The organism is Paraburkholderia solisilvae, from assembly GCF_902859875.1.
GTDB classification, from domain to species: Bacteria; Pseudomonadota; Gammaproteobacteria; order Burkholderiales; family Burkholderiaceae; genus Paraburkholderia; species Paraburkholderia solisilvae.
This window is the reverse complement of the sequence record NZ_CADIKF010000074.1, coordinates 1-23,925: the sequence shown is the minus strand read 5'-3', so window position 1 is coordinate 23,925 and position 23,925 is coordinate 1. Positions and strand designations below refer to the sequence as shown.

At 64.4% G+C, this 23,925-nt stretch carries 25 protein-coding genes and 1 tRNA gene; 11 read left to right on the top strand and 15 right to left on the bottom strand.

Annotated features, from left to right (window positions below; genetic code table 11):
* Positions 1-665: 665 nt before the first annotated feature.
* The 5 genes from HV675_RS29690 to HV675_RS32670 all read right to left on the bottom strand — a co-directional run bounded on the left by HV675_RS29690 (position 666) and on the right by HV675_RS32670 (position 3,346).
* Positions 666-741, bottom strand: a tRNA-Ala gene (locus HV675_RS29690).
* A 53-nt stretch (positions 742-794) separates the two neighbouring features.
* Positions 795-1,172, bottom strand: coding sequence for a c-type cytochrome (locus HV675_RS29685; protein ID WP_175115036.1), 378 nt, complete (start codon positions 1,170-1,172; stop codon positions 795-797).
* A gap of 44 nt (positions 1,173-1,216) precedes the next feature.
* The gene (locus HV675_RS29680; protein ID WP_175115030.1) at positions 1,217-2,014 is read right to left on the bottom strand and encodes a BON domain-containing protein; all 798 of its coding nucleotides are present in this window, start codon (positions 2,012-2,014) and stop codon (positions 1,217-1,219) included.
* 21 nt (positions 2,015-2,035) lie between these two features.
* Positions 2,036-2,623, bottom strand: coding sequence for a phosphoheptose isomerase (locus HV675_RS29675; RefSeq protein WP_175115029.1), 588 nt, complete (start codon positions 2,621-2,623; stop codon positions 2,036-2,038).
* Positions 2,624-2,962: 339 nt separating this feature from the next.
* Positions 2,963-3,346 (bottom strand): YraN family protein, encoded by a 384-nt coding sequence (locus tag HV675_RS32670; protein ID WP_246270630.1) that lies wholly within the window; start codon positions 3,344-3,346, stop codon positions 2,963-2,965.
* 304 nt (positions 3,347-3,650) lie between these two features.
* Between HV675_RS32670 and rsmI the strand changes: the two genes are divergently transcribed.
* Complete coding sequence (gene rsmI, locus HV675_RS29665) at positions 3,651-4,523, top strand: 16S rRNA (cytidine(1402)-2'-O)-methyltransferase (RefSeq protein WP_175115027.1); 873 nt, start codon at positions 3,651-3,653, stop codon at positions 4,521-4,523.
* A 137-nt stretch (positions 4,524-4,660) separates the two neighbouring features.
* Here the strand turns inward: rsmI and HV675_RS29660 are convergent, their stop codons facing one another.
* Complete coding sequence (locus HV675_RS29660) at positions 4,661-5,266, bottom strand: septal ring lytic transglycosylase RlpA family protein (protein ID WP_175115026.1); 606 nt, start codon at positions 5,264-5,266, stop codon at positions 4,661-4,663.
* A gap of 658 nt (positions 5,267-5,924) precedes the next feature.
* Between HV675_RS29660 and HV675_RS29655 the strand changes: the two genes are divergently transcribed.
* The 3 genes from HV675_RS29655 to HV675_RS29645 all read left to right on the top strand — a co-directional run bounded on the left by HV675_RS29655 (position 5,925) and on the right by HV675_RS29645 (position 7,745).
* Positions 5,925-6,569, top strand: coding sequence for an MBL fold metallo-hydrolase (locus tag HV675_RS29655; RefSeq protein WP_175115025.1), 645 nt, complete (start codon positions 5,925-5,927; stop codon positions 6,567-6,569).
* Positions 6,566-7,183: a 3'-5' exonuclease family protein gene (locus HV675_RS29650; protein WP_175115024.1), complete on the top strand. Its 618-nt coding sequence runs from the start codon at positions 6,566-6,568 to the stop codon at positions 7,181-7,183. Before HV675_RS29655 ends, HV675_RS29650 begins: the two co-directional genes overlap by 4 nt.
* A 103-nt stretch (positions 7,184-7,286) precedes the next feature.
* Positions 7,287-7,745: an Lrp/AsnC family transcriptional regulator gene (locus HV675_RS29645; protein ID WP_175115023.1), complete on the top strand. Its 459-nt coding sequence runs from the start codon at positions 7,287-7,289 to the stop codon at positions 7,743-7,745.
* A gap of 177 nt (positions 7,746-7,922) precedes the next feature.
* Here the strand turns inward: HV675_RS29645 and HV675_RS29640 are convergent, their stop codons facing one another.
* From HV675_RS29640 to HV675_RS29630, 3 genes are all read right to left on the bottom strand, one after another.
* Positions 7,923-9,122 carry a cation diffusion facilitator family transporter gene (locus HV675_RS29640; RefSeq protein WP_175115022.1) on the bottom strand — a complete coding sequence of 400 codons (1,200 nt, stop codon included), beginning with the start codon at positions 9,120-9,122 and terminating at the stop codon, positions 7,923-7,925.
* Positions 9,123-9,392: 270 nt separating this feature from the next.
* Complete coding sequence (locus tag HV675_RS29635) at positions 9,393-9,695, bottom strand: H-NS histone family protein (RefSeq protein WP_175115021.1); 303 nt, start codon at positions 9,693-9,695, stop codon at positions 9,393-9,395.
* A 357-nt stretch (positions 9,696-10,052) separates the two neighbouring features.
* A complete protein-coding gene (locus tag HV675_RS29630; RefSeq protein WP_175115020.1) occupies positions 10,053-10,721 on the bottom strand; it encodes a HugZ family pyridoxamine 5'-phosphate oxidase in 669 nt (222 codons plus the stop codon).
* Positions 10,722-10,891: 170 nt separating this feature from the next.
* Between HV675_RS29630 and HV675_RS29625 the strand changes: the two genes are divergently transcribed.
* Both HV675_RS29625 and HV675_RS29620 read left to right on the top strand, forming a co-directional pair.
* Positions 10,892-11,083, top strand: coding sequence for a hypothetical protein (locus HV675_RS29625; RefSeq protein WP_175115019.1), 192 nt, complete (start codon positions 10,892-10,894; stop codon positions 11,081-11,083).
* Between the two features lie 101 nt (positions 11,084-11,184).
* Entirely contained in the window at positions 11,185-12,396 is a 1,212-nt protein-coding gene (locus HV675_RS29620) for an MFS transporter (RefSeq protein ID WP_175115018.1), read from the top strand.
* A 272-nt stretch (positions 12,397-12,668) separates the two neighbouring features.
* Here HV675_RS29620 and HV675_RS29615 read toward each other — a convergent pair whose 3' ends face one another.
* A complete protein-coding gene (locus HV675_RS29615; protein WP_175115017.1) occupies positions 12,669-13,814 on the bottom strand; it encodes a branched-chain amino acid ABC transporter substrate-binding protein in 1,146 nt (381 codons plus the stop codon).
* 618 nt (positions 13,815-14,432) lie between these two features.
* Between HV675_RS29615 and HV675_RS29610 the strand changes: the two genes are divergently transcribed.
* The 3 genes from HV675_RS29610 to HV675_RS29600 all read left to right on the top strand — a co-directional run bounded on the left by HV675_RS29610 (position 14,433) and on the right by HV675_RS29600 (position 16,935).
* Positions 14,433-14,618 (top strand): hypothetical protein, encoded by a 186-nt coding sequence (locus HV675_RS29610; RefSeq protein WP_175115016.1) that lies wholly within the window; start codon positions 14,433-14,435, stop codon positions 14,616-14,618.
* 11 nt (positions 14,619-14,629) lie between these two features.
* On the top strand, positions 14,630-15,328 hold the full coding sequence (locus tag HV675_RS29605; RefSeq protein ID WP_175115015.1) for a dienelactone hydrolase family protein: 699 nt from the start codon (positions 14,630-14,632) through the stop codon (positions 15,326-15,328).
* Positions 15,329-15,429: 101 nt separating this feature from the next.
* Positions 15,430-16,935 carry an amidase gene (locus HV675_RS29600; protein WP_175115014.1) on the top strand — a complete coding sequence of 502 codons (1,506 nt, stop codon included), beginning with the start codon at positions 15,430-15,432 and terminating at the stop codon, positions 16,933-16,935.
* A gap of 17 nt (positions 16,936-16,952) precedes the next feature.
* Here the strand turns inward: HV675_RS29600 and HV675_RS29595 are convergent, their stop codons facing one another.
* The 5 genes from HV675_RS29595 to HV675_RS29575 form a co-directional block, all read right to left on the bottom strand.
* Positions 16,953-18,245, bottom strand: coding sequence for an MFS transporter (locus HV675_RS29595; RefSeq protein ID WP_175115013.1), 1,293 nt, complete (start codon positions 18,243-18,245; stop codon positions 16,953-16,955).
* 265 nt (positions 18,246-18,510) lie between these two features.
* Positions 18,511-18,822, bottom strand: a complete 312-nt coding sequence (locus HV675_RS29590; protein ID WP_175115012.1) for a high-potential iron-sulfur protein — start codon at positions 18,820-18,822, stop codon at positions 18,511-18,513.
* 214 nt (positions 18,823-19,036) lie between these two features.
* Positions 19,037-20,143 carry an NAD(P)/FAD-dependent oxidoreductase gene (locus HV675_RS29585; RefSeq protein WP_175115011.1) on the bottom strand — a complete coding sequence of 369 codons (1,107 nt, stop codon included), beginning with the start codon at positions 20,141-20,143 and terminating at the stop codon, positions 19,037-19,039.
* A 341-nt stretch (positions 20,144-20,484) separates the two neighbouring features.
* Positions 20,485-20,793: a DUF4148 domain-containing protein gene (locus HV675_RS29580; RefSeq protein ID WP_175115010.1), complete on the bottom strand. Its 309-nt coding sequence runs from the start codon at positions 20,791-20,793 to the stop codon at positions 20,485-20,487.
* A 353-nt stretch (positions 20,794-21,146) separates the two neighbouring features.
* A complete protein-coding gene (locus HV675_RS29575; protein WP_175115009.1) occupies positions 21,147-22,124 on the bottom strand; it encodes an AAA family ATPase in 978 nt (325 codons plus the stop codon).
* Between the two features lie 274 nt (positions 22,125-22,398).
* Between HV675_RS29575 and HV675_RS29570 the strand changes: the two genes are divergently transcribed.
* Positions 22,399-22,908, top strand: coding sequence for a hypothetical protein (locus HV675_RS29570; protein ID WP_175115008.1), 510 nt, complete (start codon positions 22,399-22,401; stop codon positions 22,906-22,908).
* Between the two features lie 19 nt (positions 22,909-22,927).
* Positions 22,928-23,788, top strand: a complete 861-nt coding sequence (locus tag HV675_RS29565; protein WP_175115007.1) for an endonuclease/exonuclease/phosphatase family protein — start codon at positions 22,928-22,930, stop codon at positions 23,786-23,788.
* Positions 23,789-23,925: the final 137 nt, after the last annotated feature.

Here is a 23,925-nt window from a genome sequence, read left to right as displayed (position 1 = left end):
CTATTCGACTGTTGTGCAGTGCAACGGATGGGAGACCGTGGCTGGCTCTCTCACCAGGAAACTGGCTGGTTACAGCGTAGGCGATTGGATTCGCATTTTCTAGAAGTGCTGACCAGTATGCGGGGAAGGGGCCGTTGGTTTGCGAGTTCGCGTCCAGTAGAGGCGGATATGCATCACATGTCGGCAGTCGCCTGAGGCACTCGCTTGCGTGCATCGCACGCGACGACGCCGTTCGGGCTTATCCGATATCCAAACGCGCAACGACAGCAAGCCGCTGCGGTATATCCCGCTGGCGTACGTCAATGGACGTATCGAGATTGGCGACGACACGTCTCAGGACATTCCGGAGTACGGGTTAAAGCAGCGGGATGTCTTACCGGAGATCGACGGGCAACGGACATTGCCGGTCGATATCGAGGCGTGTCGCGAGAAACGTGGAAGTATGCCCAAAGGCAAACTGCAGATCGTGATTGACCCGGAAAGGCGAACGAAAGACGATCAGACTCTGATGAACCACGAAAGACACGCGCGGAGAACGGTTGCGCGCGTTCGACGAATCGCGCAAACCGCCAGCCTCGTTGCAACACAAAGCCGGCCGCCCTTACGGCAATGCTCATGCCCACAACGAAAAAGGCCTCGCCAAATGGCGAGGCCTTTCATTTTTCTGGTGGAGCGGATGAGGATCGAACTCACGACCTTCGCATTGCGAACGCGACGCTCTCCCAGCTGAGCTACCGCCCCCACGAATCCGCAATTCTAGCACAAGCTTTTTTGGATTTGACAAGTCCGCGCTGTCATTTTGATGGCGCGCCGGCCAGCACCCACTCGACCACCGTGCGGATATCCGCGTCGCTCATCGCCGGATGCGACGGCATCGGAATCGCGCCCCACACGCCGGAGCCGCCGTCTTTCACCTTGTGCTCGAGCAGCCCCTGCGCCTGCGCGTTGCCCTTGTAGCGGCTTGCGACCTGCAGAAACGACGGACCGACCAGCTTGCGATCGATCGCATGGCAACCGAGGCACGCGTTACGCTGCGCGATCTGCAAACCGGGCGGCGGCGTGTCGGCCGCGTGCGCCGAAGGCGTCGCCACCAGCAGCGAAAACGAAGCCGCGATTGTCACAGCCAGGCCCGCAGGCACCGCACGACGCGCGGCCTGAACCGCGCGCTCCATCGCGCCGCGCATTGTGCGCGGCATCGTCGTCATGCTGCGAACCATCACTTCACAGCCTGTGGACTGCCCGGCTGCACATTCGAGTTCGACACCGGCGCCGGCGGCTGCTGGTCGAGCGGCTTCGAGGTGACCGACGAATCCGGCACCGCGCCGGTCGTCACATCATCAGGCGCGGCCGCCGCAGTCGGCGCCGACGCGCTCGACGCCGATGCCGCCGCGGCCGCCGCCGCGACTGCTTCCGACGGTTCGATGTACTGGAACACCTTGACGACCTTCGTCACACCCGGCACGCGGCTCGCGACGTTCGCGCCCTGCGCGCCTTCATCCTGCGTGACAAGCCCCATCAGATAGATCGAGCCGCCCTCGGCCACCACCTTGAAGTTATTCGCGGACAGGTCCTTCTCCGCGATCAGCGCGGTTTTCACGCGCCCTTCCAGGTAGGTATCGTTGGTGCGCGAGGAGAAATCGACCGCCGGCCCCACCGTCAGCTCGTTGACGATCGCATGCACATTGTTGATACCGCGCACCACGCTTTCCGCTTTCTGCTTCGACGCGTCGTCGGGCACTTCGCCGGTCAGCAGCACGCGCCGGTTGAAGACCGTCACGTTCACATGCGCGTCACCGCCGAGGCTCCCGTTGATCTGCGAAATCGCCTTCACCTGGATTTCACGATCTTCGGTCTGCGCGCCGAGCGTGCGCCGGTCGGTCGCGACCAGCGCGCCGCCGCCCGCCGCGGCGCCGACCGCGAGGAAGCAGCCTTGCAGCGTCGCCGACAAGCCGGCAGCCAGCCCCACCACGAGCGTGGTCCTCACAAGCGTACTTTTCATGCGGTATCCGCTCATCAACTTCCTCTCCCTTCGAAGTCACTCTTCGCCCAGCAACATCGCATCGATGCCGTCGCACAGACAGTGGATGGTCAGCAGATGCACTTCCTGAATGCGCGCGGTCCGCCCGGACGGCACGCAAACGTGGATATCGAACTCGGTCAGCACGCCGTTCGTATGGCCGCCGCCGTTGCCCGTCAACGCGACGACGATCATTTCGCGCTCGTGCGCGGCGTCGATGGCCGCCAGCACGTTCGCCGAGTTGCCGGACGTCGTGATGGCGAGCAGCACGTCGCCGGGCTGGCCGAGCGCGCGAATCTGGCGCGCGAAAACCTGGTCGTATGCGTAGTCGTTCGCGAGCGCGGTGAGCACCGACGCATCGGTGGTCAGCGCGATCGCCGGCAGGCCAGGCCGCTCCCGTTCGAAGCGGCCGACCAGTTCGGCCGCGAAATGTTGCGCGTCGGCCGCCGAGCCGCCGTTGCCGCACGCGAGAATGCGGTTGCCGTTCGCGAGCGCGCCGAACATCGTGTCGATTGCAGCGGCAATCGGCAGCGCCAGGGTTTCCGCTGCGGCGAGTTTCACTTCCACGCTGTCGCGAAAGTGCTGTTGAATACGCTCGACTGACATCGACTCTCTATCTTGTGCTGCGCGTGTTGGACGGCGCGTCGGATTGCTTCGGGTCTGATCGCTTCGGGTCTTGCGCAGCGACGCCGCGGTGCGTTGCGGGTACGTTGCGGTTCGCGTCGCGGGTTAAATCATGGGTCACACCGCGGGCTGCGTCGCGGGTCACATCGCGGGTCACATCGCATCATGCAATGCCGGTGGCTCGCGCCGGCGGTTCGCGTTGCGCATCGAACCGCCGCCGCGCGGCACAGCGGTCGATGCCCGATGCGCGTCCGCAAGTTTAGCGTACTCGCGTGCACTATCGCGCAGCAAATATCGCGTGTACGCCGTATGTCTTGCGCGTCAGACATCGTCTGCGCGAAATGCGTCGCGCAACCAGACGAGACGCCCGGCTTCGAACGCGACCACGTCGAAACGGCATGCGGCCGCTTCACCCGGGCGCGCTGCGAGGTAATACTGCGCGGCGCGCACGAGCCGCTGACGTTTATGCCGGCCGACGCTCGCGCTTGCGCCGCCGTAACTTTGCCGCCCGCGCGCCCGCACTTCGACGAATACGAGCGTGCCGTCGGCATCGCGCATCACGAGATCGAGCTCGCCGCCGCGACACGCGACATTGCGCGCGACAAAATGCATGCGCTGCCGCTGCAGAAAGCGCAGCGCGTGCGCCTCGAATTTCGCGCCAATACTCGTGGTAGCCGTTTTCGACCGCACGATACGTCTGGCGATTTTCGACCGCTCGGCACGCGGAAAGTTGTCATCAGGGCTGCTTTTCGATGTGCGTTTGCGGTTGTCTGCTTGGGCGCGTTCGTGGTTGTGTTCGCAGGTGCTTGCGTGGTTGCCTTCACAGGCGCCTTCACAATTCTCCTCCCTACCACCTTTGTGTCGACCCGCGCCGCCGGCATGCCGAGTCACGTCACGATCCGCGTCATCGCGCTCGACGTCATCGTCCACGCGGCCGAGCTCCCGCTTGCCGCCTTCCGCACGGTGGCACAATGTCGGGCTTATTCTGTCAGTCTGCGTCTTCAGTCTCATGACTCCTCTCTCCGAACTCGCGCAGCAGCAGCACTATCCGCAGGGCGCGCTGTATGTGGTTGCGACGCCGATCGGCAACAGCGCCGACGTCACGCTGCGCGCGCTGCACGTGCTCGGACTGGTGGATCGTATTGCCGCGGAAGACACGCGCAACACCGGTCAGCTCCTCGCCCGCTACGGTATTTCGAAGCCGCTGATTGCCGTGCATCAGCACAACGAGCGCGCGGCCGGGCTGCGCATCGTCGAGCATCTGCAGGCGGGCGAGCGGGTCGCGTATGTGTCGGATGCGGGCACGCCCGGCATCTCGGACCCGGGCGCGAAGCTCGTGGATGCGGTGCGTGAAGCCGGTTTGCCTGTCGTGCCGCTGCCCGGCGCAAGCGCGCTCGCGACCGCGCTGAGCGTGGCCGGCGACTGGGTCGCGACCTTCTCGTTCATCGGCTTCCTGCCGGCGAAAGCGAAGCAGCGCGCCGCGCAGCTTCAGCAACTGGCCGCGCATCCGCACGCGTTGGTGTTTTACGAAGCGCCGCACCGCATCGTCGAAACCGTTGACGCGCTCGCCGCCGCATTCGGCGGCGAGCGACGCCTGCTGATCGCACGCGAATTGACGAAGTTACACGAGACGCTGCACGGCTGCACCCTGGCCGAAGCGCCAGCATGGCTCGCAGACGATCCGAACCGGCAACGCGGCGAATTCGTGGTGGTGGTGGAAGGCGCGGCGCCGCAGGCCGCGGGCGAACATGATCACGACAGGCTGCTTGCGATCCTGCTCGACGAACTGCCGGTGAGCAGCGCGGCGAAAATCGCGGCGGCGATTACCGGCGCGTCGCGCAACGCGCTATATGCACGCGCGCTCGAACTCAGAAAAGACTGAAGGGTCGCGCGAGCGACCCTTCGTCGAGCAAGCGAGAGGTTAGACGCGGCTCGCCACAGTGCGCGAGCACGACGAGAACCGGCGTCCGCCTCAGGCCGCGCGGCTGGTCCGGTCTGTTATCCCGAGATTCTTATCCGTTATTTCTCTACGCTCGGGTTGCTGTTTGCGGCGAGCATCTCCGCCTGTTCGACCTTTGCTTCGCGCTGCGTCAAGCCCGCGATCTGCACCCGCCCGGTACCGGCGTGCTGCAAATGCAGCATCCGCGCAGCGGCGTACGACAGGTCGATCACACGGCCTCGTGCGTAAGGGCCGCGGTCGTTGATCCGCACGACGACTGAATCGTTCGTCTCCGGGTTGGTCACGCGCACGTACGAGCCGAGCGGCAGCGTGCGGTGCGCGGCCGTCAGCGCATTCATATTGAAGCGCTCGCCATTCGCGGTGCGGCGGCCGTGAAACAGCTTGCCATACCATGACGCGCGGCCGGTCTGGTGAAAGTTGGACACATCCGGACCGTCGTCCGTCAAAGCGTTCGCGTCGGCGAGCTTGCCCTTCGCGTCCGATGCGGAAGCAGGCGCGTCGCTGGCGGAGCCGAAAGCTTGCGGGGCCGCCGATGCGGTCTGCGTCGCCTTGGTGCTCAAAGGCGCGTTGCCGGCCTGATCTTGCGAGCCTGGCGGCATCGCGCAGCCGGTCACGATCAAAAAGGCAAAAAGACTCCCAATACGTCGGGTTAACCGAGTTTTCATAAGACAAACGATGTTACAAGGCGAGTCGCATCACGCGAATGGTTGCGTGTTGCATGCGACCCGGGCGGCAAGGCACGACCACACGCCGCGCCCGAAAGCGCAGAGGGTCAAGCCGTACGCGGCCTGTTCTGCCGCTACCGCACGGTTAGTTTTCACGTCTGGCACACCCCTGTCCCCGCAGGCTTTGGCCAGACCCCTTACGCCGCCATCGAACATGGCTACACGTTCTTGCATCCGGACTGCGATACGTAGGAACGGCGGCGTAGGCCCCATCCAGCGTCACGGCAGCGAGGCCGTAGCAGGCGCGTGGCGCCTGGCTGGACAAGACGTGTGCATCGAAGCGCTCGATGCTCGGATTTGCCGTCTGACAACGACGGCACTTACTTGAAGGCAACCTCCATTCCCGTTTCTGACGACGAAACTACGGACGTCGGACCGGGGATGGGTCAACCGGTGAAAGTGCGGTCTACCGCACACAATGGCCGCATTATACCTAAAACAGAAAGTCGGGTAGCCAAAGCGCCCGGATCTTTACATAACTTTTACCATAGCCGTAAGAATGTCCGTCCGTGCGCGAACCGAAAGGCTCCGGACGGCGGCAGGCGGTCGATGCATTGCCCCGGGTACAATCGATTCTTTGCCGCCCCGCACCGCGCTCATGAAAGTCACACTCATTCCCGTCACACCGTTTCAGCAGAACAGCTCGCTGCTCGTTTGCGAGGCGACGGGGCGCGCCGCCGTGGTCGATCCGGGCGGCGATCTCGACGTCATCCAGCGCGAGATCGCGCGTCAGAGCGTGAGCGTCGACAAGATCCTGCTGACACACGGTCATGTCGATCATTGCGCCGGCGCGCAGACGCTTGCGGCGCATTACGGCGTACCGATCGAAGGCCCGCATCCGGACGAGCGCTTCTGGCTCGACAAGCTGCCCGAGCAGAGCGTGCGGTTCGGCTTCCCGGCAGCCGTTGCATTCGCGCCGAACCGCTGGCTGGACGACGGCGATACCGCTCAGTTCGGCAATGAAACGCTCGAGGTTTATCACTGCCCCGGGCACACGCCGGGCCACGTCGTGTTCTTCAGTCGCAAGCATCGTCTCGCGCTGGTGGGCGATGTGCTGTTCGCCGGATCGATCGGCCGCACCGACTTTCCGCGCGGCAATCATGGCGACCTGGTCGCGTCGATCCGCAACAAGCTTTGGCCGCTCGGCGACGACGTCACATTCGTGCCCGGCCACGGCCCGACTTCGACGTTCGGCGACGAACGCCGCACGAATCCCTACGTGGCCGATGGAGTCGGCGCATGAACGGCGAAATCTATGTGAGCACCGACGTCGAAGCGGACGGCCCGATTCCCGGCCCGCATTCGATGCTGAGCTTTGCCTCCGCCGCGTACACCGAAGACAAACAGCTGATCAGCACCTTCTCGGCCAACCTCGAACTGCTCGAAGGCGCGGCGCCGCATCCGGTGCAGGAAGCGTGGTGGAAAACGCAGCCCGACGCGTGGGCCGCCTGCCGCAAGGAGTTGCGCCAGCCGGCCGAAGCGCTGATCGCTTATGTGGAGTGGGTCGAAGCGTTGCCCGGCAAACCGGTGTTCGTCGCGATGCCCGCCGGTTTCGACTTTACGTTCATGTTCTGGTACATGATGCGTTTCGCCGGACGCTGTCCGTTCTCGTGGTCCGCGCTCGACATCAAGACGCTCGCGTTCGCGATGACCGGCCTGCCGTATCGCAAATGCATCAAGCCGCGCCTGCCGAAGCACTGGTTCGACGACTTGCCGCATACGCACGTCGCGCTCGACGACGCGATCGAGCAGGGCGCGCTCTTCTGCAATATGCTCGCGGAGCTTTGCGCGCAGCGGCCGGACGCCGCGCTGAACGCCGATGATGGGGACGGCTCAGGACGAAATGTCGCTGACTAACCCGCAAATTAGGCAATACGCCTCATAAACGGGTGTTTCGATTGCGTTTCGTTTTCGCGCCCTCTACCATGACGGAATACGGCGACGCCAACGGAGGCCGCAGTTGACACTCGATACGTTTTCTCAAAAAATTCTGCGCCTCTTGCAACTGGACGCCCGCCGGTCCGTGCAGGAAATCTCCGATCAGGTCGGCCTGTCCAGCACGCCTTGCTGGCGCCGTATCAAGGATATGGAGCAGTCCGGCATCATCCAGCGCTATACGGCGCTGCTCGACCGGGAAAAACTCGGGCTGCACGTCTGCGCGCTCGCGCATATTCATCTGACGCGGCACACCGAGGGAGGCGTCGAGCAGTTCGAGCGGGAAATCGCCACTTGCCCGGAAGTGACCGAGTGCTACAGCACGACCGGCGAATCCGACTACATCCTGAAAATCGTCGCGCCGGACATCAAGGCATACGACTCGTTTCTGCACGAACGGATTTTCAAGATTCCGGCCGTCGCGCAGGTCCGCACGAGCGTCGTGCTGCGCGAGATCAAGTTCGATACGCAGTTGCCGCTTTGAGCTGGCTGGCTTTCTGACCGCGATTCGCCGTTGCCGCGTTGACCGCGATTTCGCGCGCAGGCGTTGCGCCGAACGCCGTCGCTTTGCCGCGCGACCATTGACGTCGCAGTTCGGCTCGGATTGCGGCTCAGGTCAGCACTCAGGTCGCCGTTCAGGTCGTCACTCAGGTCGCCAACGCTATCGCCCGTCTTCGCGCCGCTCATGCACGACGGCGCCTGCGGGCACGTCGATTTCGCGCTGCACATCCAGCGTGCGCGCGCCCAGCCGACGTTGCAAACCGGCAAGATCGAGACGCGCGAGACATTGTTCGATGTCTTGGAGCGCCTCCGCGCGCGCCGCCGGCAGCCGCACTTCGACGTCGAGACCCGTGCTCAGATAATGCAGGTTCACCGCGGCGGGTTTCAGTCCGGCAGAGGCGAATACCATTTCGACTTCGGCGACCACCCGTTCGCGCGGCGCAAGACCGGGCGGCGGCTGCGCGATTACGTCGTTTTCGGGATCGACGTGAATCAGCGCATCGAGCACGCGGTTGTCCGTCAATACGCGTGTGCGCGCCGACTCCGCAATGTAGTGTCCTTCCGACACAGAAATGAATGGATCGACAAGGATATGCGCGTCGACGAGCGCGAGGTCGCCCATCTTGCGGGTACGCAACTGGAGCACGTCACGCACGCCGGGCGTCGACATCAGTAACGCGCGCACGTCCGCCGCGGCGGGTTCATCGAGCGCGCGGTCGGACAGATCCTGCAGCGCGTCCCAGCCGAATACCCAGCCCATCCGCGCGACCATGAAGCCGACAATCGCGGCCGCGATCGGATCGAGCAGACCCATGCCGAACAGGCTGCCGACGATACCGAGCGCCACCACCAGCGACGACGCCGCGTCCGAGCGCGCATGCCACGCGTTCGCGATCAGCATTGCCGAGCGCACGCGTTGCGCTTCGAGCAGCATGTAGCGAAACAGCCCTTCCTTGGAGATCAGCACCACCACCGCGACCGCGAGCGCGCTCGCATGCACCGGCGGAATGTGCTGCAGATCGACGAGCCGGGTGCCGGCGCGCCACAGCATGCCGACGCCCACTGCGATCAGCAGGCCGCCGAGAAACAGCGACGCGACCGTCTCGTACCGGCTGTGACCATAGTTGTGGTCGGCGTCCGGCTCCGCGCCGCTGTGGCGGTTCGCGATCAGCACGACAAAGTCCGAAACCAGGTCGGCGAGCGAATGGACGCCGTCAGCGATCAACGCCTGCGAATGCGCGAACACACCAATCGTGATTTGCGCACTCATCAATACGACATTGAGCACGATACTGACGAACGTGCTTTTGCGGGCGACCTGATGTTTTTCTGCGGATTGGGCGGCGGCGTTCGACGACATATGGACAGGGAACGATTCAACCCTTTCATTTTACCCGGCGACGCGTTAAGTGTCAGTTAAGTCGCCAAAAAAATTCTTTCGAATCAGTCGGTTATCCAAACGTGAAGCATTCGCATCGCAGTTTCGCGCGGGGCCGTACGCCGTGTGCCGCGCCGACATGTCGAATAGCGCGATATGTTTTGCTTTATCACGCAGACAAACAAAAACCGCGCCCACAACTGTGGCAGCGCGGTTTCTGTCAGACCGGCGCGCAAGCGCCGGCGATTGCGTTTATTTCTGAATCAGAAACTTTTCGCGATCCTGACCGGCGATCCAGCGCGGCGGTTTGCCGCGGCCCGACCACGTATTGCCGCTATCCGGATCACGATACTTCGGCGCCACGCCCGTGCGTGCACGGCCGACCTTCGCATGCTTGGCACCACGGCCGCCGCCGAGTTCTGCAAGCGTAATGCCGTAGTCGGCCATCTTTTGCTTGATCTCGTTCAGCACTTCGGCATATTCACGCGCCTTTGCCTCTTCGATCTGCTTTTCAAGCTTCTCGCGCTGCGCGAGGAGTTCCTTGTAGGAAGACATAGGTTCCCTTGTCGTTTGGAAAATGGACTGACGGTCTGAAGCCGATTTAGTCCTTAGAAGGTGATCATGCCTCGGAATTTGCAGGCGAGATTAACACAAAATATAAACGCGCGAATAGGTGGAAGCTCAAATTAATTAATTGCTGTTTCTTAAACTTTCAGCGAAGTGTCGAAAGCGGCGTGCACATTCAGCCTCCGATTCATATTTTGTCGGAAAAGTAGCATCTTCAACGAATCGATTCTGAATCGATTCCCGAACGATGAAACCTATTCTGTTGTATGGCGCGAAATCATTTCATTTCATGAAAACTTTCCTGTCGCATTCGTGAACGATTAAGCATCGTGCAGTATTTTCTGGTCATTCGCTAAGCACGTCGGCCACACAAAGTTCAAAGGCCGCGCGCAGCGTCGCGGCATCCATCGCTGGCGCAGCGTCGAAGGCGCGGCGTGTACGCGTGCCCGCGACGCGGAAATCCACGCCATAGCGGTCGACGCCGAGCAGTTCGACATTGCCCGGGCGGCGCGGGTGTGCCGGGAAGCGCTCGATCAGGGCGGCTTCTTCATCGAACGGCAACGGCTCGAGCGGATCGAGCTCGCTGCCGTCGAGCCAGCCCATCGTGCCGAATCCGCCGATATAGCGGATCCGCTCGACGGCGAGGCGCCAGAACGAGAAGTCGCCGAGCGCGAGATAGCGTTCGGCGTCCGGCTGATAGCGCAGGTAGCGTTGCACAAGCGGCGGCTCGGGGTCGATCCGCTCGAATCTGCCGAGCAGGGTCACGCGCTGCGCATTGAGCACGTCGCCGTCCGGCGCATCGGCGACGAGGAAACCGGCGCGCGGGTCGTCCTCGAGGTTGCGCGTGTGCTCGGCGAGCCGGCTCACGAGAATCGTCGGCTGGTGCCGCGCGCCGGGCACGAACGGGAGAATTGACGGATACGGAAACCCTTGCGGCTGGCGCGAGTGTGTCGCAAGCGTGCCCGCGGCAACGCGGTGCAACAGGTCGAGCGGAGCGTGAGCGGGAATTTTCAAGGCAGCCTCGGGTAGGCGTTGCGTTTCGTCGTGGTGGTTTAAGCCAGTGCGTGGTCGGTGCGTGGTCGGTGCGTGGTCGGTGCGTGGTCGGTGCGTGGTCGGTGCGTGGTCGGTGCGTGGTCGGTGCGTGGTCGGTGCGTGGTCGGTGCGTGGTCGGTGCCTGGTCATGCATGACCGACGCGGGCCGATGCGTGACCAACCTGCGGCGATGCGCTGGCGACGGCGCAACAGCGCGCACCCGCACCCAACACGACACGACACGACACGACATCGACATCGACATCGACATCGACATCGACATCGACATCGACATCGACATCGACATCGACATCGACATCGACACGACATCGACAGTGACCTAGATATTAGTGCAGCGCCATGTCAGCACGGTGCTGCGCGCTTCGCTAGAATCGTGACTCTGCTTTCAGCCCGCTTTCCCGCCCTTTCTCCGACGAGATTACCTGTGTCCGACCGACCGCCTGACGTCGCCATACTTCCCGCCGCCCATCGCGATTTGCCCGTGGCCGCGCGCAACCGCGCACGCTACGCGACGATGGCCCTGTTCTTTATCGCAGGCATGATGTACGGCTCATGGGGTATCCATGTGCCGACCGTGCGCGACCGCTTCGCGCTGAATCCGGCGCTACTGTCGCTCGCGCTGCTCGCGGTCGCGGGCGGCTCGATCGCCGCGATGACCGCGAACGGGCCGTGGATCGCGCGCGTCGGCACGCGCCGCGCGTGTCTCGCCGGCGGCCTGACGATGTCGGTCTGCGCGGCGCTCATCCTGCTGGTGCCCACGTACTGGATGCTGCTCGTCGTGCTCGCTTTCTTCGGCGCGGGAATGGCCACGCTCGACGTCGCGATGAACGCCGAAGCGAGCGCGGTCGAACAGGCGCTCGGGCGGCCGATCATGTCGGCGCTGCATGGCATGTTCAGCGTCGGCGGCATGGCCGGCGCGGCGGCCGGCGGCGCGCTGCTCGCCCACGGCATGACGTCGGTCGTGCATATGCTGCTCGCCGCCGGGGTCAGCGCGGCCGTGCTGCTTATCGCGTGTCCATCCGTGCTGCCGCATGTGCCGCACGCGGAGCATCCGGACGCGCACACGCCGCGCGCGAATCGCTGGCGTTCGTCGGCGTTGTGGGCGCTCGGCATCGTCGCGCTAATCGCGCTGATCGCGGAAGGCGCGATGTACGACTGGGCGACCGTGTATATGCGCGATGTCGTGGTCGCGACGCCCGCGGTCGCGAGCGCCGCCTACGCGGCATTTTCCGGCGGCATGGCGGCGGCCCGTTTCGCGGGCGACGCGGTGCGCGCGCGCTTCGGCGCACCGCAACTCGTGATGGCGAGCGCGTCGCTCGCTTGCGTGGGCATGGTCGGCGCACTGCTGCTGCCGTACCCGATCACGGCCATGACCGGCTTCACGTTGATGGGCCTCGGCCTTGCGAACATGATGCCGGTGCTGTTCGCAGCGGCCGCGCGCGTGAAGGGCATCCATGCGGCCGAAGGGCTCGCGCACGTGGCCGGGCTCGCGTATTTCGGCCTGTTGCTGGGGCCGGTGATCATCGGCGGCGTCGCGCAGGTGACCACGCTGCCGATCGGTCTTTCGGTCGTCGCCGCCTGTGCGGCACTGATCGCATTTGCCGGTCCGAAGGTATTGCGGCGCCTCGGCATCTGAAGCGCGAACCCGGCGCGCGCCGGTCCACCGACGGCGCGCCGCGGCATCTCCTGCAGGCGGCGGGTTCAAATACCGCTGCGCGCGTTTCTTCGCGTCGGCCGCGTCGCACGCTTCACCCGCACCACCGCATCACCGCTTCACCGCTTCACCCACACATGCCCCCCCACCCGCAGACAAAAAAAAAGCACGCGAGCAATAAAGCCGCGTGCCTTCGATGCGCTGTTCGCGCGAGCGAACGGCGGGCAAGCCCGCCATCCGCCCTGTTTCCGCTCTTACATCTTGACGACGTCGAGCAGCGTCTTCTTACCGGACTTGTAGTTGTACAGCGAGATCACGCCGTGCTTGAGGTCGCCCTTCGAGTCGAACGTGGTTTCACCGATCACACCCTTGTAGTCGGTGTTCGGCATCGCCGCGAGGATCTTCGCCGGATCGGTCGAGTTCGCGCGCTTCATCGCGTCGGCGATGATGTACACCGCGTCATACGTGAACGGTGCGTAGATCTGGATCGGCTGGCCGAAACGCTTCTCGTACTTCGCTTCGAATGCCTTGCCGCCATCCATCTTCTCGAGCGCCATACCCGCTTCCGAGCACACGATATTGTCGGTCGCGTCGCCGGCGAGATCCGACAGCTTGTCGGTACACACGCCGTCGCCCGCCAGCACCTTCGCGCGCAGGCCGAGCTGCTTGGCCTGCTTGGCGAACGGGCCGCCGGTCGCGTCCATGCCGCCGTACATGATCGCGTCCGGGTTCTCACCCTTGATCTTCGTCAGGATTGCGCGGAAGTCGACCGCCTTGTCGTTGGTCGCATCGTGCGACATCACGTTCATACCCAGCGACTTCGCGGTCTTTTCGAATTCGTTCGCGAGGCCCTGGCCGTAAGCGGTCGAGTCGTCGACAATCGCGACGCTCTTCACTTTCAGGCCCTTGGCTGCGTAGTTGGCCAGTGCCGGACCTTGCTGCGCATCGGTCGCAACGACGCGATACGTCGTCTTGAAGCCTTGCTGCGTGTAGGCCGGGTTGGTGGCCGACGGCGAGATCTGCACGATGCCCGCATCGCTATAGATCTTCGAAGCCGGAATCGACGTACCGGAGTTCAGGTGGCCCACCACCGCGACGACCTTGTCGTCGACGAGCTTCTGCGCAACCTGCGTGGCGGTACGCGGGTCAGCCGCGTCGTCCTGCGGGTCGAGCTGCAGCGTGACTTTCTGGCCACCGATCGTGAGCCCCTTCGCGTTGATTTCCTCAACCGCGAGGCGTGCGCCGTTTTCGTTGTCCTTGCCCAGGTGCGCAATGCCGCCCGTGAGCGGGGCGACGTGGCCGATCTTGACGACCTCGTCCGCTGCCGCGCCGGTTGCCAACGTCGCGAACAGCATCGCCGCAGCGCTGATCGGCAACAGCTTTTGAATCTTGATGTTCATGTAAGTCTCCAGTTTCGGTCCCAAAAACAACGTAATCGCCCTTGTGCCCCGCGTCCTTCACGTGTCGCTCAAATCCCGTGGACGACTCCGCCGGATGCATCGTTATGCACTTGGCAAGCACGCAAACCAGCCCGTTTTTGGCAGGCGGCCGTTCGTACCAGCGCGCAAGTGTAGGCCATCAAATTAATTTGTGGGGTTTTTTTGAGTAAGTGGGATCACTACCAATAGCGTTTATCCCACATGCCCGCGAGAAAGCGGCGGGAGCGTGTGCGCGGCGGATCTCCGCAGGCCTTCCGGACGGCTTCCGGGCCGGTGTCCGGCGCGCTTGCGGGTGCGCCATAACCGCCGCGGCGGCCAGTGTTCGTCTATATAGAAGCGCTCTTTCTAAAGATCTCACTTCAAAACGCCGTTAATAGGCCGACGCCGCGTTAACGCGGCCGCGATTTTCTCCCGGCAATCGACAGGATGCCGAATTGCAGGTCAGCCGCCCACGCGTGCCGCCCGGCTTATGTGGCGCACCGCACGCACCACGATCGATCGGCTCGCCCCGAATCCGCTCATGCTGCATCGAATTGGACCGCGTCGCTCGACGCGTGGCCTTTGCATTCGATTCCGCCGATGCCCGCCTTCACCGCGCCGATCACCGCACAACAAGCCAGGCAGCGCGGGTTCAATCCGCTTACGGGAAAATTCGATGCGCATTGCGCGATCGCGCACGCGCTCCCGACGCCGCTGCAGTGCGCGTCTTTTGATGGCAAACTGGGCGCCGTTTTCGGCCGGCCCGTTGGCCTGTCGCCTTGCTGAGGAGAATGAACGTGAGCGTCACTTCCCGTTGGATCGATATCCCCGCCGGCTCCGCGAGCTTCGGCGCGTATCAGGCCTTGCCGAAAAGCGGCAAGGGCCCGGCCGTCATCATCATCCAGGAAATCTTCGGCGTGAACGGCCACATCCGCACAGTCGCCGAGCAGTATGCGCAGGACGGCTATGTGGCGATCGCGCCGGATATCTTCTGGCGCACGCAGCCGCGTCTCGATCTGACCTACGCCGGCGCCGATCGCGACAAGGCCATCGAACTGATGCAGAAGACCAACGTCGATCTGGCCGCGGCCGACATCGGCGCGACCGCCGCCGCGCTGCGCACGATGCCCGAAGTGACCGGCAAGGTCGCGGCGATCGGTTACTGCTTCGGCGGCCTGCTCGCGTATCGGGCGGCCGCGCAAGGTAGCGTGGACGCCGCGGTCGCCTACTATGGCGGCGGCATCCAGAACCAGCTCGAGTTCGCCGCGAAGATCACGGTGCCGATGCAGTTCCACTATGGCGAACTCGACGCGCACATTCCGACGTCAGCCGTCGGCGAGGTGAAGGAGCGCTTCGCCGGCCGCGGCGACGTCGAATTCCATATCTACCCGAACGCCGATCACGGCTTCAACTGCAGCGATCGTCCGAGCTATCACCAGCATTCGGCTGCGCTTGCGCATGGCCGCACGCTGACGTTCCTCGGCGAACGTCTGTAAGCGAGCGCTTCGGCTAAGCTTGTCGACGCGGCGCGCAGTCGCGCGCCGCGTACCGCTCCGTCCACTCGCTGTCGGCCGCTCGCCCGGGAGACGCCCAAGCCGTGCAATCCGACTATCTTGCCCACGACGCCATCGGCCTTGCCGAACTGGTAAAGAAACGCGAGGTCAGCGCGCGCGAGTTGCTCGACGCCGCGATCGCACGCGCCGAAGCGACGAACCCCGCGATCAACGCAATCGTCGTCAAGGACTACGACGCCGCGCGCCGCCGTGCGGCGCGCGACGCCGTCAATGGCGGCGGCATCGATCGCCTGGGCGCGGGACCGCTCGCCGGCGTGCCGTATCTGATCAAGGACCTGTCGACACCGGTGGCCGGCTTGCGCATGTCGATGGGCAGCCGTCACTACCGGCACTTCGTCGCGAAGGAAGACGCGCCGATCATCACCCTCACGCGCGCGTCCGGACTGAATATCTTCGGCAAGACGAACACGCCGGAGATCGGGCTGCTGCCTTTTACGGAGCCCGAACTACATGGTCCGTGCCGCAATCCGTGGAGTCTCGATCACACGCCCGGCGGCTCGAGCGGCGGCGCCGCGGCGGCCGTCGCGGCCGGCATCGTGCCGCTTGCGCATGCGTCCGACGGCGGCGGGTCGATCCGCATTCCGGCGTCGTGTTGCGGGCTGTTCGGGCTCAAGCCGTCGCGCGGCCGCCAGCCGCCGTTCGGCGAACCGATGCCGGGCGATCTGAGCTCGACGCTCGCGGTGTCGCGCAGCGTGCGCGACAGCGCACTGCTGCTCGATCTGACCTGCGGCCATGCGGACCGGCCGCCCGGCGCGCCCGGCACGTTTCTCGGCGCGCTCGCCGAGCCGCACGGCAAACCGCTGCATATCGGCTATGTGACGGACCCGATGCTCGCGCCCGCGTTATCGGCCGACGTGCGCGCCGCGCTCGACGACGCCGCGCAACTCGCGGCATCGCTCGGACACCACGTCGAACCGGTATCGCTGAATGTCGACTTCGACGCCGTGCGCAACGCGTATCTGATGATCGGCGCGGTCGTCGCGGAGTCGGCCGTATTCAACGCGGACCGCATCACCGGACGCAAGCCGACGCGCGACGAGTTCGAAGTGACGACCTGGACGATGGCGCATATCGGCCGCAAATTCGGCGAACGCGCGTTGCCGGTCGCGCTCGACGAACAGCGCAAGCTCACCGCGAAATTGACCGATCTGCTGAACCGTTACGACGTGCTGCTGTGTGCGACGCTCGCGTCCGCGCCGATCAAGATCGGCGCGATGCAGCCGAGCCCGGCCGAGCGTCTGCAGATGCGCGTGGTGACCGCACTGCGCATCGAAGCGCTGATGAAGAAGCTGCTGGACGAAACGGCAAACAAGGCCTTTGCATGGGCCGGATGCACGGAGCTGTTCAATCTGACCGGGCAGCCGGCGATGTCGGTGCCGCTTTACTGGAATGCGCGCGGTCTGCCGATCGGCGTGCAGTTCGCGTCGCGCGACGGCGGCGAGGCGACGCTGCTGCGCCTTGCGGCGCAACTGGAAACGGCACGCCCGTGGTTCAACCGGCGGCCGCCGCTGATGCCGGCGCGAGAGTGAAACGCGTTCGCCCGCGCTTACGCGGGCTTGCGCATTGCATCCAGATCCGCATGACGTGTCGCCGGTATGCACGCAACCGAGACGATCGATATCGCGAGACCGGCCATCACGTAGTAGGTCGGCGCGAGCGGCGAACCGGTTTTGCTGATCAGCCACGTAACGATAAACGGCCCGAATCCGCCGAACAGCATCACCGCGATGTTGTACGCGAGCGAGAGGCCGATCGAGCGCACATTGGCCGGAAACATCTCGGCCATCATCGCGCCGAACGGACCGTAGTAGCCCGACAGCGTGATCGACAGCACAGCCTGCACGAGAATCAGCTTCGACACGCTCGGCGCGCCTTCGAGCCACACGAACAGCGGATAGATCAGCACCAGCGTCAGCGCGAGCGACCACAACGACAAACCCTTGCGGCCGATCCTGTCGGACCAGGCGCCGGCGACCGGCGACAGCACCATCAACAGCGAATTGCCGACGATCACCGCGGTGAACGACTCGCCATAAGGCAGCTTCAGTTGCTTCACGGCGAACGTCGGTAGATAGCTGATCAGCACGTAGATCGTCACGGTCAGCGCGATCACCGAACCGAGTCCGCATACGATATCGCGGCTGTGATGCGTGAAGACTTCGCGCAGCGTCGCGCGCCGCGCGTGCTGCTGCGCGTGCAGAAACGCCTCGGAATCGGCGAGATTGCGGCGAATATAAAAGCCGATCGGCCCGATCACGAGGCCGAGCAGAAACGGCACGCGCCAGCCCCACGAAGTCAGCGCCTCGTGCGACAGGCCGCGCGTGACGGCCGCGCCGATCAGCGCGCCGAGCAGCAGCGCCGCAGCCTGGCTCGACATCTGCCAGCTGCCGTAAAAACCGCGCTTCGAAAACGGCGCGGCCTCGATCAGCAACGCGGTCGCGCTGCCGAACTCACCGCCCGCGGAAAAGCCCTGCAACAGCCGGCCGATCACGATTAGCAGCGGCGCGCCGATGCCGATTGCCGAATACGGCGGCGCGATCGCGAGCAGCAGGATGCCGAGCGTCATCAGGCCGATCACGAGCGACAGCGCGGCCTTGCGCCCCGCGCGGTCCGCATACAGCCCAAGAACGATGCCGCCGATCGGCCGCATGCAGAAGGCGACACCGAAGCTCGCGGTGGCGAGCAGGATCGACGAATAGTCGCCGCCGGTGGGAAAGAAAAGCTCCGCGATCACCACCGTGAGCAAGCCGAACACGGTGAAGTCGTACCACTCGAGCGCGTTGCCGATGACGGCCGCCGCGACCGCCCGCGTGGTGAGCTTTCTGGATGCTGGTGCCATCGATTGTCTCCGGCTGCGTGCTGGGTGTTCGACGTCGCGCAGTGAGATGGGTCGAATTCTTGCGGCCAAGTATTGTGGGCAGGCGAATGCGGCGCGGGGCGATCGACGCCGCCCGGCCCGTATGCGTCCTGCGCGCAGTGTAAAGAGCGCTTCATGCGTTTTCAAGCAAAAAAACGTCCGCCGCGCGGTACGCGGCGGACGTCTTTTCAGATGCCGCGATCAGTCAGTTGCCGGGTAACCGGCCGATCATCGGTGCATGCCGCGCTTACGCCTTCTTGTTGTACGCGCTGCACCAGCCCTTCGCGGCAACCTGCTTGCCCGCGAACATCGGACATGGCGCGAACGCGTCGGTGGGCTTGCCCTGGAAGAAGCTGCAGTTGTCGCATTCCTCGCCGGCCGCGTATTTGGCGAACTTCGCCTTATCGACCTTGCTCGCGTCCATCTTGTAGCCCAACGCCTGCGCAGTCGGATCGCTTTCCGCGACCTTCGGCGCATCGGCAAGCGCTTCGCGCGACAACGCCAGCGCCGACACGGCACCGATACTCGTGATCAGAAACGTACGACGGGATGATTTCATGGGGACTCGCTCCGTTATGTCCTGATTGATCCACTGTTCTATCGACAGCGGTATCCAAGCATAACAATGAAGCCGCCCGGTGGACGCGTTCCATGCCGGTCATAAGCGCAATCGCAGCCTGGCGCGCGCCGGCTGCACGCTTGCAGCGTGGAGACACGCGCATCGCGCGGCGTGCGACAGATGGCCGCACGCCGTGCCGTCTCCCCCGGCTTCCCTATGCGCGCCCCGCGAGTTCGCAGACGCGCTGCGCAATCGCCAGCGATGCGGTCAGCCCCGGCGACTCTATGCCGAACAGGTTCACGAGCCCGCGCACGCCGTGCGCGGACGCGCCCTGAATCAGGAAATCGGCGGCGGACTCGCCGGGGCCGGACAGCTTCGGACGAATGCCGGCATACGCGGGTTGCAACGCATGATCCGGCAACGCGGGCCAATAGGCGCGAATCGCCGCATAGAACGAGTCGGCGCGGCGCGGGTCGACGTCGTAGTTGATCGCGTCGACCCATTCGACATCCGGGCCGAAACGCGCCTGACCGCCGAGATCGATGGTCAGATGCACGCCGAGACCCGCTTCATTCGGCATCGGATAGATGAGCCGGCTGAAGGGCGCACGCCCCGACATGCTGAAGTAGTTGCCGCGCGCGAAATAGAGCGGCGGGATACAGCGCGGGTTGAGACCGCGAATCTTGCGCGCCAGTGTGTTCGCGTGAAGCCCCGCGCTGTTGATCACGCATGCGGCGCCGATGGTGGCCGGCGCGGCGCCGCCGACCTTCACGATAAAGCGGCCGTTGATCGCCTCGATCGACTCGACCGGCGCATGAAACGCGATCACCGCGCCATCGCGTTCGGCGTCGCCTTGCAGCGCGAGCATCAGTTGATGGCTATCGACGATGCCGGTTTGCGGCGAAAACACCGCGTCGACACATTCGAGCGCAGGCTCGAGCTCCTGCGCTTCGGCGCCGCTGATACGCATCAGATCGAGCACGCCGTTTTCCTTGCCGCGCACAAGGATGCTTTCGAGCTGCGGAATCTGGTTGCGCGCAGTCGCGACAAGCAGCTTGCCGCAGCGCTGATGCGGCACATTACGCGCCGCGCAGTATTCATACAGCAGTTCGCGGCCGCGCACGCACAGCGCGGCCTTTTGCGAGCCGCGCGGATAGTAGATACCCGCGTGAATCACCTCGCTATTGCGCGAGCTCGTGCCGACGCCGATCGCCTCGGCCGCTTCGAGCACGATCACCTCGCGCCCACGCGCCGCAAGCGCGCGCGCGACGGCAAGACCGATCACGCCGGCGCCGATTACCACACATTCGATTTGATCCATGTCCGTTCACGCGGCCTGTCCGGCACCGCGTTCTGTCTCGTCCACCCAGCGAAGATGTGAAGATCGCGCACAGTCGACCGGGTCCATGCCGGCTACCCTTCGCCGTCGCGCATCATAAGCACACGGCAAAATTGTACGACGGCTCCAGAGACGCAAATGCCCGAAGCCGGAATGGGCTGCGGGCATAGCGATCCTCAACGCGTACCGCGTCGATGGAGTGTACGCCGTCGCGGTCGATGATGTGTGGTGAAGCGGACGAATCGAACAGTTTGTGCGTGGCTTTTGTGTGCGGCGCCATGCAGCGGGCCGTTTCGATGTGACGCGATACCGGCGCGACCGGATCAGTTACCGGCTGACGGCAGGCGTTGCAATGGAGCGGTGCGCTGCGTGTCGATCTTCGCAATCGGCACCGTATAGCCGCCAGTCGCGAAGGACGGTGGATAGGCTGGGTCGTTCGGATTCATGCTCAGTTCGCCGCCGGGTGCGCGCGCCGCCGCGAGTTCCGCTTGCACCTGCGCGTGGGTTTTCGGCGCATTGTCACTCATCGCAATCGTTTGCGCGAGTACGTTGGCGCTACTTTCGCCGGCCGCGAACGAAGGCAGCGTCGCAGTTGCGGAGATGAGCAACACAGCAGGCAGAGCATGCTTCATGGCGGCTTCGCAGAGATTGTCGATTGTGCGATGCCCGGGGTGGCGCCTGGAGGACATCGCGCGCCGCTCGATTGTTTGCGGCGACGCGTGTCGTGCAAGGGTATCGCTTCGCTATCGGGAATTTGCGTTAATAAACCGAATTTACCGCCGCTCGCCCGTGTTCCGTTCGCTTTGCTGACCGACTCTTCGCGGCGAGTCCGATCGTGCCCCGCGTCGACAGGCGCACCGTCGCGCGGACCGATGCGAACCCAAACGCAGATGAAAAACTAGCCGGCCCGCGGACGGCTTGCGTCGACGAGGCGTGACGCACGGAACGCACGGAACGCACGGCACGCGGCCACGCACGCGGCGCGCTAAAACCCGATCGGTTTGCGCCGCGTCGCGTAATCGAGGCGGATGTCGGCCGCCAGAATCTGATCGCGTCCATCGATGCGCGCCGCGCCGAATCCGTTCAGGATCGCGCGCCGCATCTCGCGCGGCGACGCGCGCTGCAAGGGTTCGAGCGCAGCATCGGAAAGATGCGCCGGAAAACGCGTGCCCCAGCCGTGCGCGCTGCGAATCTCGTCGTAGATGGACTGCGCGATGCGTCGCGCGCCGTCGCGATCCGGCGCTGGAATTTCGTAGACGTTCATCCGGTTCAGAATCGGCTCCGGAATCGCGCGCGCGTCGTTTGCGGTTGCAATCCAGATCACGTGACCCGCGTTGATCGGAATCTCGGCGAACTCGTCGATAAAGGTCTGCGCGGTGTCGTGCTCGAGCAGCGCATAGAGTGCACCGAGCGGGTCGTATTGCGAGTCGCCGCTCGCCTTGTCGATTTCGTCGACGGCGATTACCGGGTTCGCATAGCTGCCGTGCACGAGCGCGTCGAACACCTTGCCCGGCTTCGCATTCTTCCACTGCGACGACGCCCCCGACAGAATCCATCCCGCAGTGAGCGCCCCCATCGCGACATAGTGATACGACGTGCCGAGCAGGCGCGCGAGCTGTTTCGCGAAATGCGTCTTGCCGATGCCCGGATCGCCGAGCAGCAGGATCGGCATCAACTCGAGCCGGTCGTCGGTTTCGATGCATAGCGCGACCTGCCTGCGCACATCGTCGAGCGGTTCGGAAAAGTTGGGCAACGTGCCGATCAGGTCGTCGATCGACGGCATCCGGTTCGGCTTCACGCAAAAGCGCAGGTTGCCGATTTTCAGCATTTTTTCGTAGGTGGCGCGCAGTGCATCGTTCGCGCCTTCGCTGAGATCGTTGAGTGCGGTTTCGACCTGATCGAGGTCGTAGACCTTGCTGAAAGACGCGACCGCGATCTCCTGTTTGACCATCGCCGTTGTCATCGCTCACCCCGTCGTGCAAGTGCTGCTCGTTATTACGCACGGCGCCCGCCGACGCCGTCCCGGTTTCAGTGTAACGATGTGCAACGGCCTTGCAAGCCAGCAGCGGCGCGGGGTTGCTGCTAATAGCGCTTGATTGCGCGCGACTGCGTCACAATTTGCAGCGTATGGTTGCTGAACCCGAAGGGGATTCGGGGGTCAGAGAGGTTCCCGCCGTCAGGCGTAAGATGGTCGGCTGTCGGAGGACGCGACCGCAACGATTCCGGAGACTCCGTTCATGTGGAAAACCCGCATCGTGGCCATGCTGCTATGCATACCGTACGTCGCATTCGCGCAGCAGCCTGGCGGCACGGCCACACCGGTCGTGCAATGGCAGTTGCAGGTGATGCAGGACGGCCAGCAGATCGATGCATTCGACGGTACGACGACGGTCGGCCAGGCGCGCACGGACACGCACCATCACGTCGTCCAGCACAACGTCGGTTGCAAGGACCAGCCGGCCGGCGAGATCGACTTGCAGCGCACGCTGACCGTTTCGCCGATCGCGGCGGACGCAGGCGGCGTGACGCTTGCGATCGACGCGCAGGAAACGCTCGAAGAACCCGGCCCGGCGCGCGCGACACCGGCGGGCTGCAAGCTGCCGCCGCAACCGCGCCAGGTGAGTGCGAGCCATCCTGGCCTCAAGAGTGCGTCCGGCGACTGGGCGAGCTGGACGATCATCGACAAGGATCCGCAACTCGTCTATCGCGTACGCGCGAACGTCGCCAGCACCCCTGCACAGCAATGAACAACGTGGACAACGCGGCATGCGAAACCCCGAAGAATTGATACGCGATCCCGCGGGGCAGACCGATTCCGGGCGGAACGAGCCGAAACGGATCGAGGCCGGATCGGAGCTCGTGTTACCCGAGCGCGACTTCATCGCGGTCAGCTGGAACCTGCACAAAGGCCGCTCGCCGCTCGGTTTTCAGGCATGGCAGGCGATGCAGCGCTGGGTGCAGTCGACGCACGCCGACGCCTACTTCCTGCAGGAAGCGATGGCGCGCCGGATGCCCGCGCCGGTCCTCGCGAGCAACTTCGGTACGCCGCTCAGCGACCCCGCGGACGACATCTGGCACTGCCAGGCCACCGAAATCGCGCGCGCGCTCGAATTGCAGATCGCGCTCGGAACGAACGTGTTCAAACCGTCATGGCGGCATGGCAATGCGATCCTGTCGCCGCATCCGCTCGATCTCGGCGGCCGTTGGGATATCTCCGCGCACCGGTTCGAGCGGCGCGGGTTGCTGGTCGCGCGCGCGACCTTCGCGGGCCGCTCGGTCACGCTGCTGTGCGCGCATCTCGCGCTGACCCGCCAGGCGCGCCTGCGGCAGATGCGCTGGATCGCGCACTGGATCGCCAAGGAAGCGCCCGAAGGGCCGCTCGTGCTGGCCGGCGACTTCAACGACTGGCGCAACGACTCGGTGCCGCTGTTCGGCGAACTCGGCATGAACGAAGTCGCGACGCTGCTAGGCGAATCCGGGCGCACGTTCCCGGCGTTTTCGCCGGCGCTCGCGCTGGACAAGATGTTCGTGCGGGGCATGCGGCCGGTCGAATGGATCCAGCCGGCGCAGGAAACCGCGTGGTTGTCCGACCATCTGCCTTATATGGCTCGCCTGCGGATCGACTGAATCGCGGCTCTCACGCGGCGCGCTGTGCGGTGGGCGCGCTGTGCGGTGGGGAGTGACGTTGCGCGGTGGCGGCGCGCTGTGCGGCGCTGTGCGGCGCGGCAGCGTTGCCCGGCGTCGGCGCGCCGCGCCGTGCGGTG

What these genes read in the sequence shown, in the direction of transcription:
- rsmI (WP_175115027.1), top strand. Translation starts at nt 3,651, where the DNA reads ATGACTCCTCTCTCCGAACTCGCGCAGCAGCAGCACTATCCGCAGGGC.
- HV675_RS29615 (WP_175115017.1), bottom strand. Translation starts at nt 13,814, where the DNA reads ATGAACATCAAGATTCAAAAGCTGTTGCCGATCAGCGCTGCGGCGATG.
- HV675_RS29680 (WP_175115030.1), bottom strand. Translation starts at nt 2,014, where the DNA reads ATGAGCGGATACCGCATGAAAAGTACGCTTGTGAGGACCACGCTCGTG.
- HV675_RS29610 (WP_175115016.1), top strand. Translation starts at nt 14,433, where the DNA reads ATGCCCGCCTTCACCGCGCCGATCACCGCACAACAAGCCAGGCAGCGC.
- HV675_RS29580 (WP_175115010.1), bottom strand. Translation starts at nt 20,793, where the DNA reads ATGAAGCATGCTCTGCCTGCTGTGTTGCTCATCTCCGCAACTGCGACG.
- HV675_RS29685 (WP_175115036.1), bottom strand. Translation starts at nt 1,172, where the DNA reads ATGGAGCGCGCGGTTCAGGCCGCGCGTCGTGCGGTGCCTGCGGGCCTG.
- HV675_RS29590 (WP_175115012.1), bottom strand. Translation starts at nt 18,822, where the DNA reads ATGAAATCATCCCGTCGTACGTTTCTGATCACGAGTATCGGTGCCGTG.
- HV675_RS29660 (WP_175115026.1), bottom strand. Translation starts at nt 5,266, where the DNA reads ATGAAAACTCGGTTAACCCGACGTATTGGGAGTCTTTTTGCCTTTTTG.
- HV675_RS29655 (WP_175115025.1), top strand. Translation starts at nt 5,925, where the DNA reads ATGAAAGTCACACTCATTCCCGTCACACCGTTTCAGCAGAACAGCTCG.
- HV675_RS29635 (WP_175115021.1), bottom strand. Translation starts at nt 9,695, where the DNA reads ATGTCTTCCTACAAGGAACTCCTCGCGCAGCGCGAGAAGCTTGAAAAG.
- HV675_RS29575 (WP_175115009.1), bottom strand. Translation starts at nt 22,124, where the DNA reads ATGACAACGGCGATGGTCAAACAGGAGATCGCGGTCGCGTCTTTCAGC.
- HV675_RS29625 (WP_175115019.1), top strand. Translation starts at nt 10,892, where the DNA reads ATGACCGACGCGGGCCGATGCGTGACCAACCTGCGGCGATGCGCTGGC.
- HV675_RS29585 (WP_175115011.1), bottom strand. Translation starts at nt 20,143, where the DNA reads ATGGATCAAATCGAATGTGTGGTAATCGGCGCCGGCGTGATCGGTCTT.
- HV675_RS29675 (WP_175115029.1), bottom strand. Translation starts at nt 2,623, where the DNA reads ATGTCAGTCGAGCGTATTCAACAGCACTTTCGCGACAGCGTGGAAGTG.
- HV675_RS29565 (WP_175115007.1), top strand. Translation starts at nt 22,928, where the DNA reads ATGCGAAACCCCGAAGAATTGATACGCGATCCCGCGGGGCAGACCGAT.
- HV675_RS29570 (WP_175115008.1), top strand. Translation starts at nt 22,399, where the DNA reads ATGTGGAAAACCCGCATCGTGGCCATGCTGCTATGCATACCGTACGTC.
- HV675_RS29595 (WP_175115013.1), bottom strand. Translation starts at nt 18,245, where the DNA reads ATGGCACCAGCATCCAGAAAGCTCACCACGCGGGCGGTCGCGGCGGCC.
- HV675_RS29650 (WP_175115024.1), top strand. Translation starts at nt 6,566, where the DNA reads ATGAACGGCGAAATCTATGTGAGCACCGACGTCGAAGCGGACGGCCCG.
- HV675_RS29640 (WP_175115022.1), bottom strand. Translation starts at nt 9,122, where the DNA reads ATGTCGTCGAACGCCGCCGCCCAATCCGCAGAAAAACATCAGGTCGCC.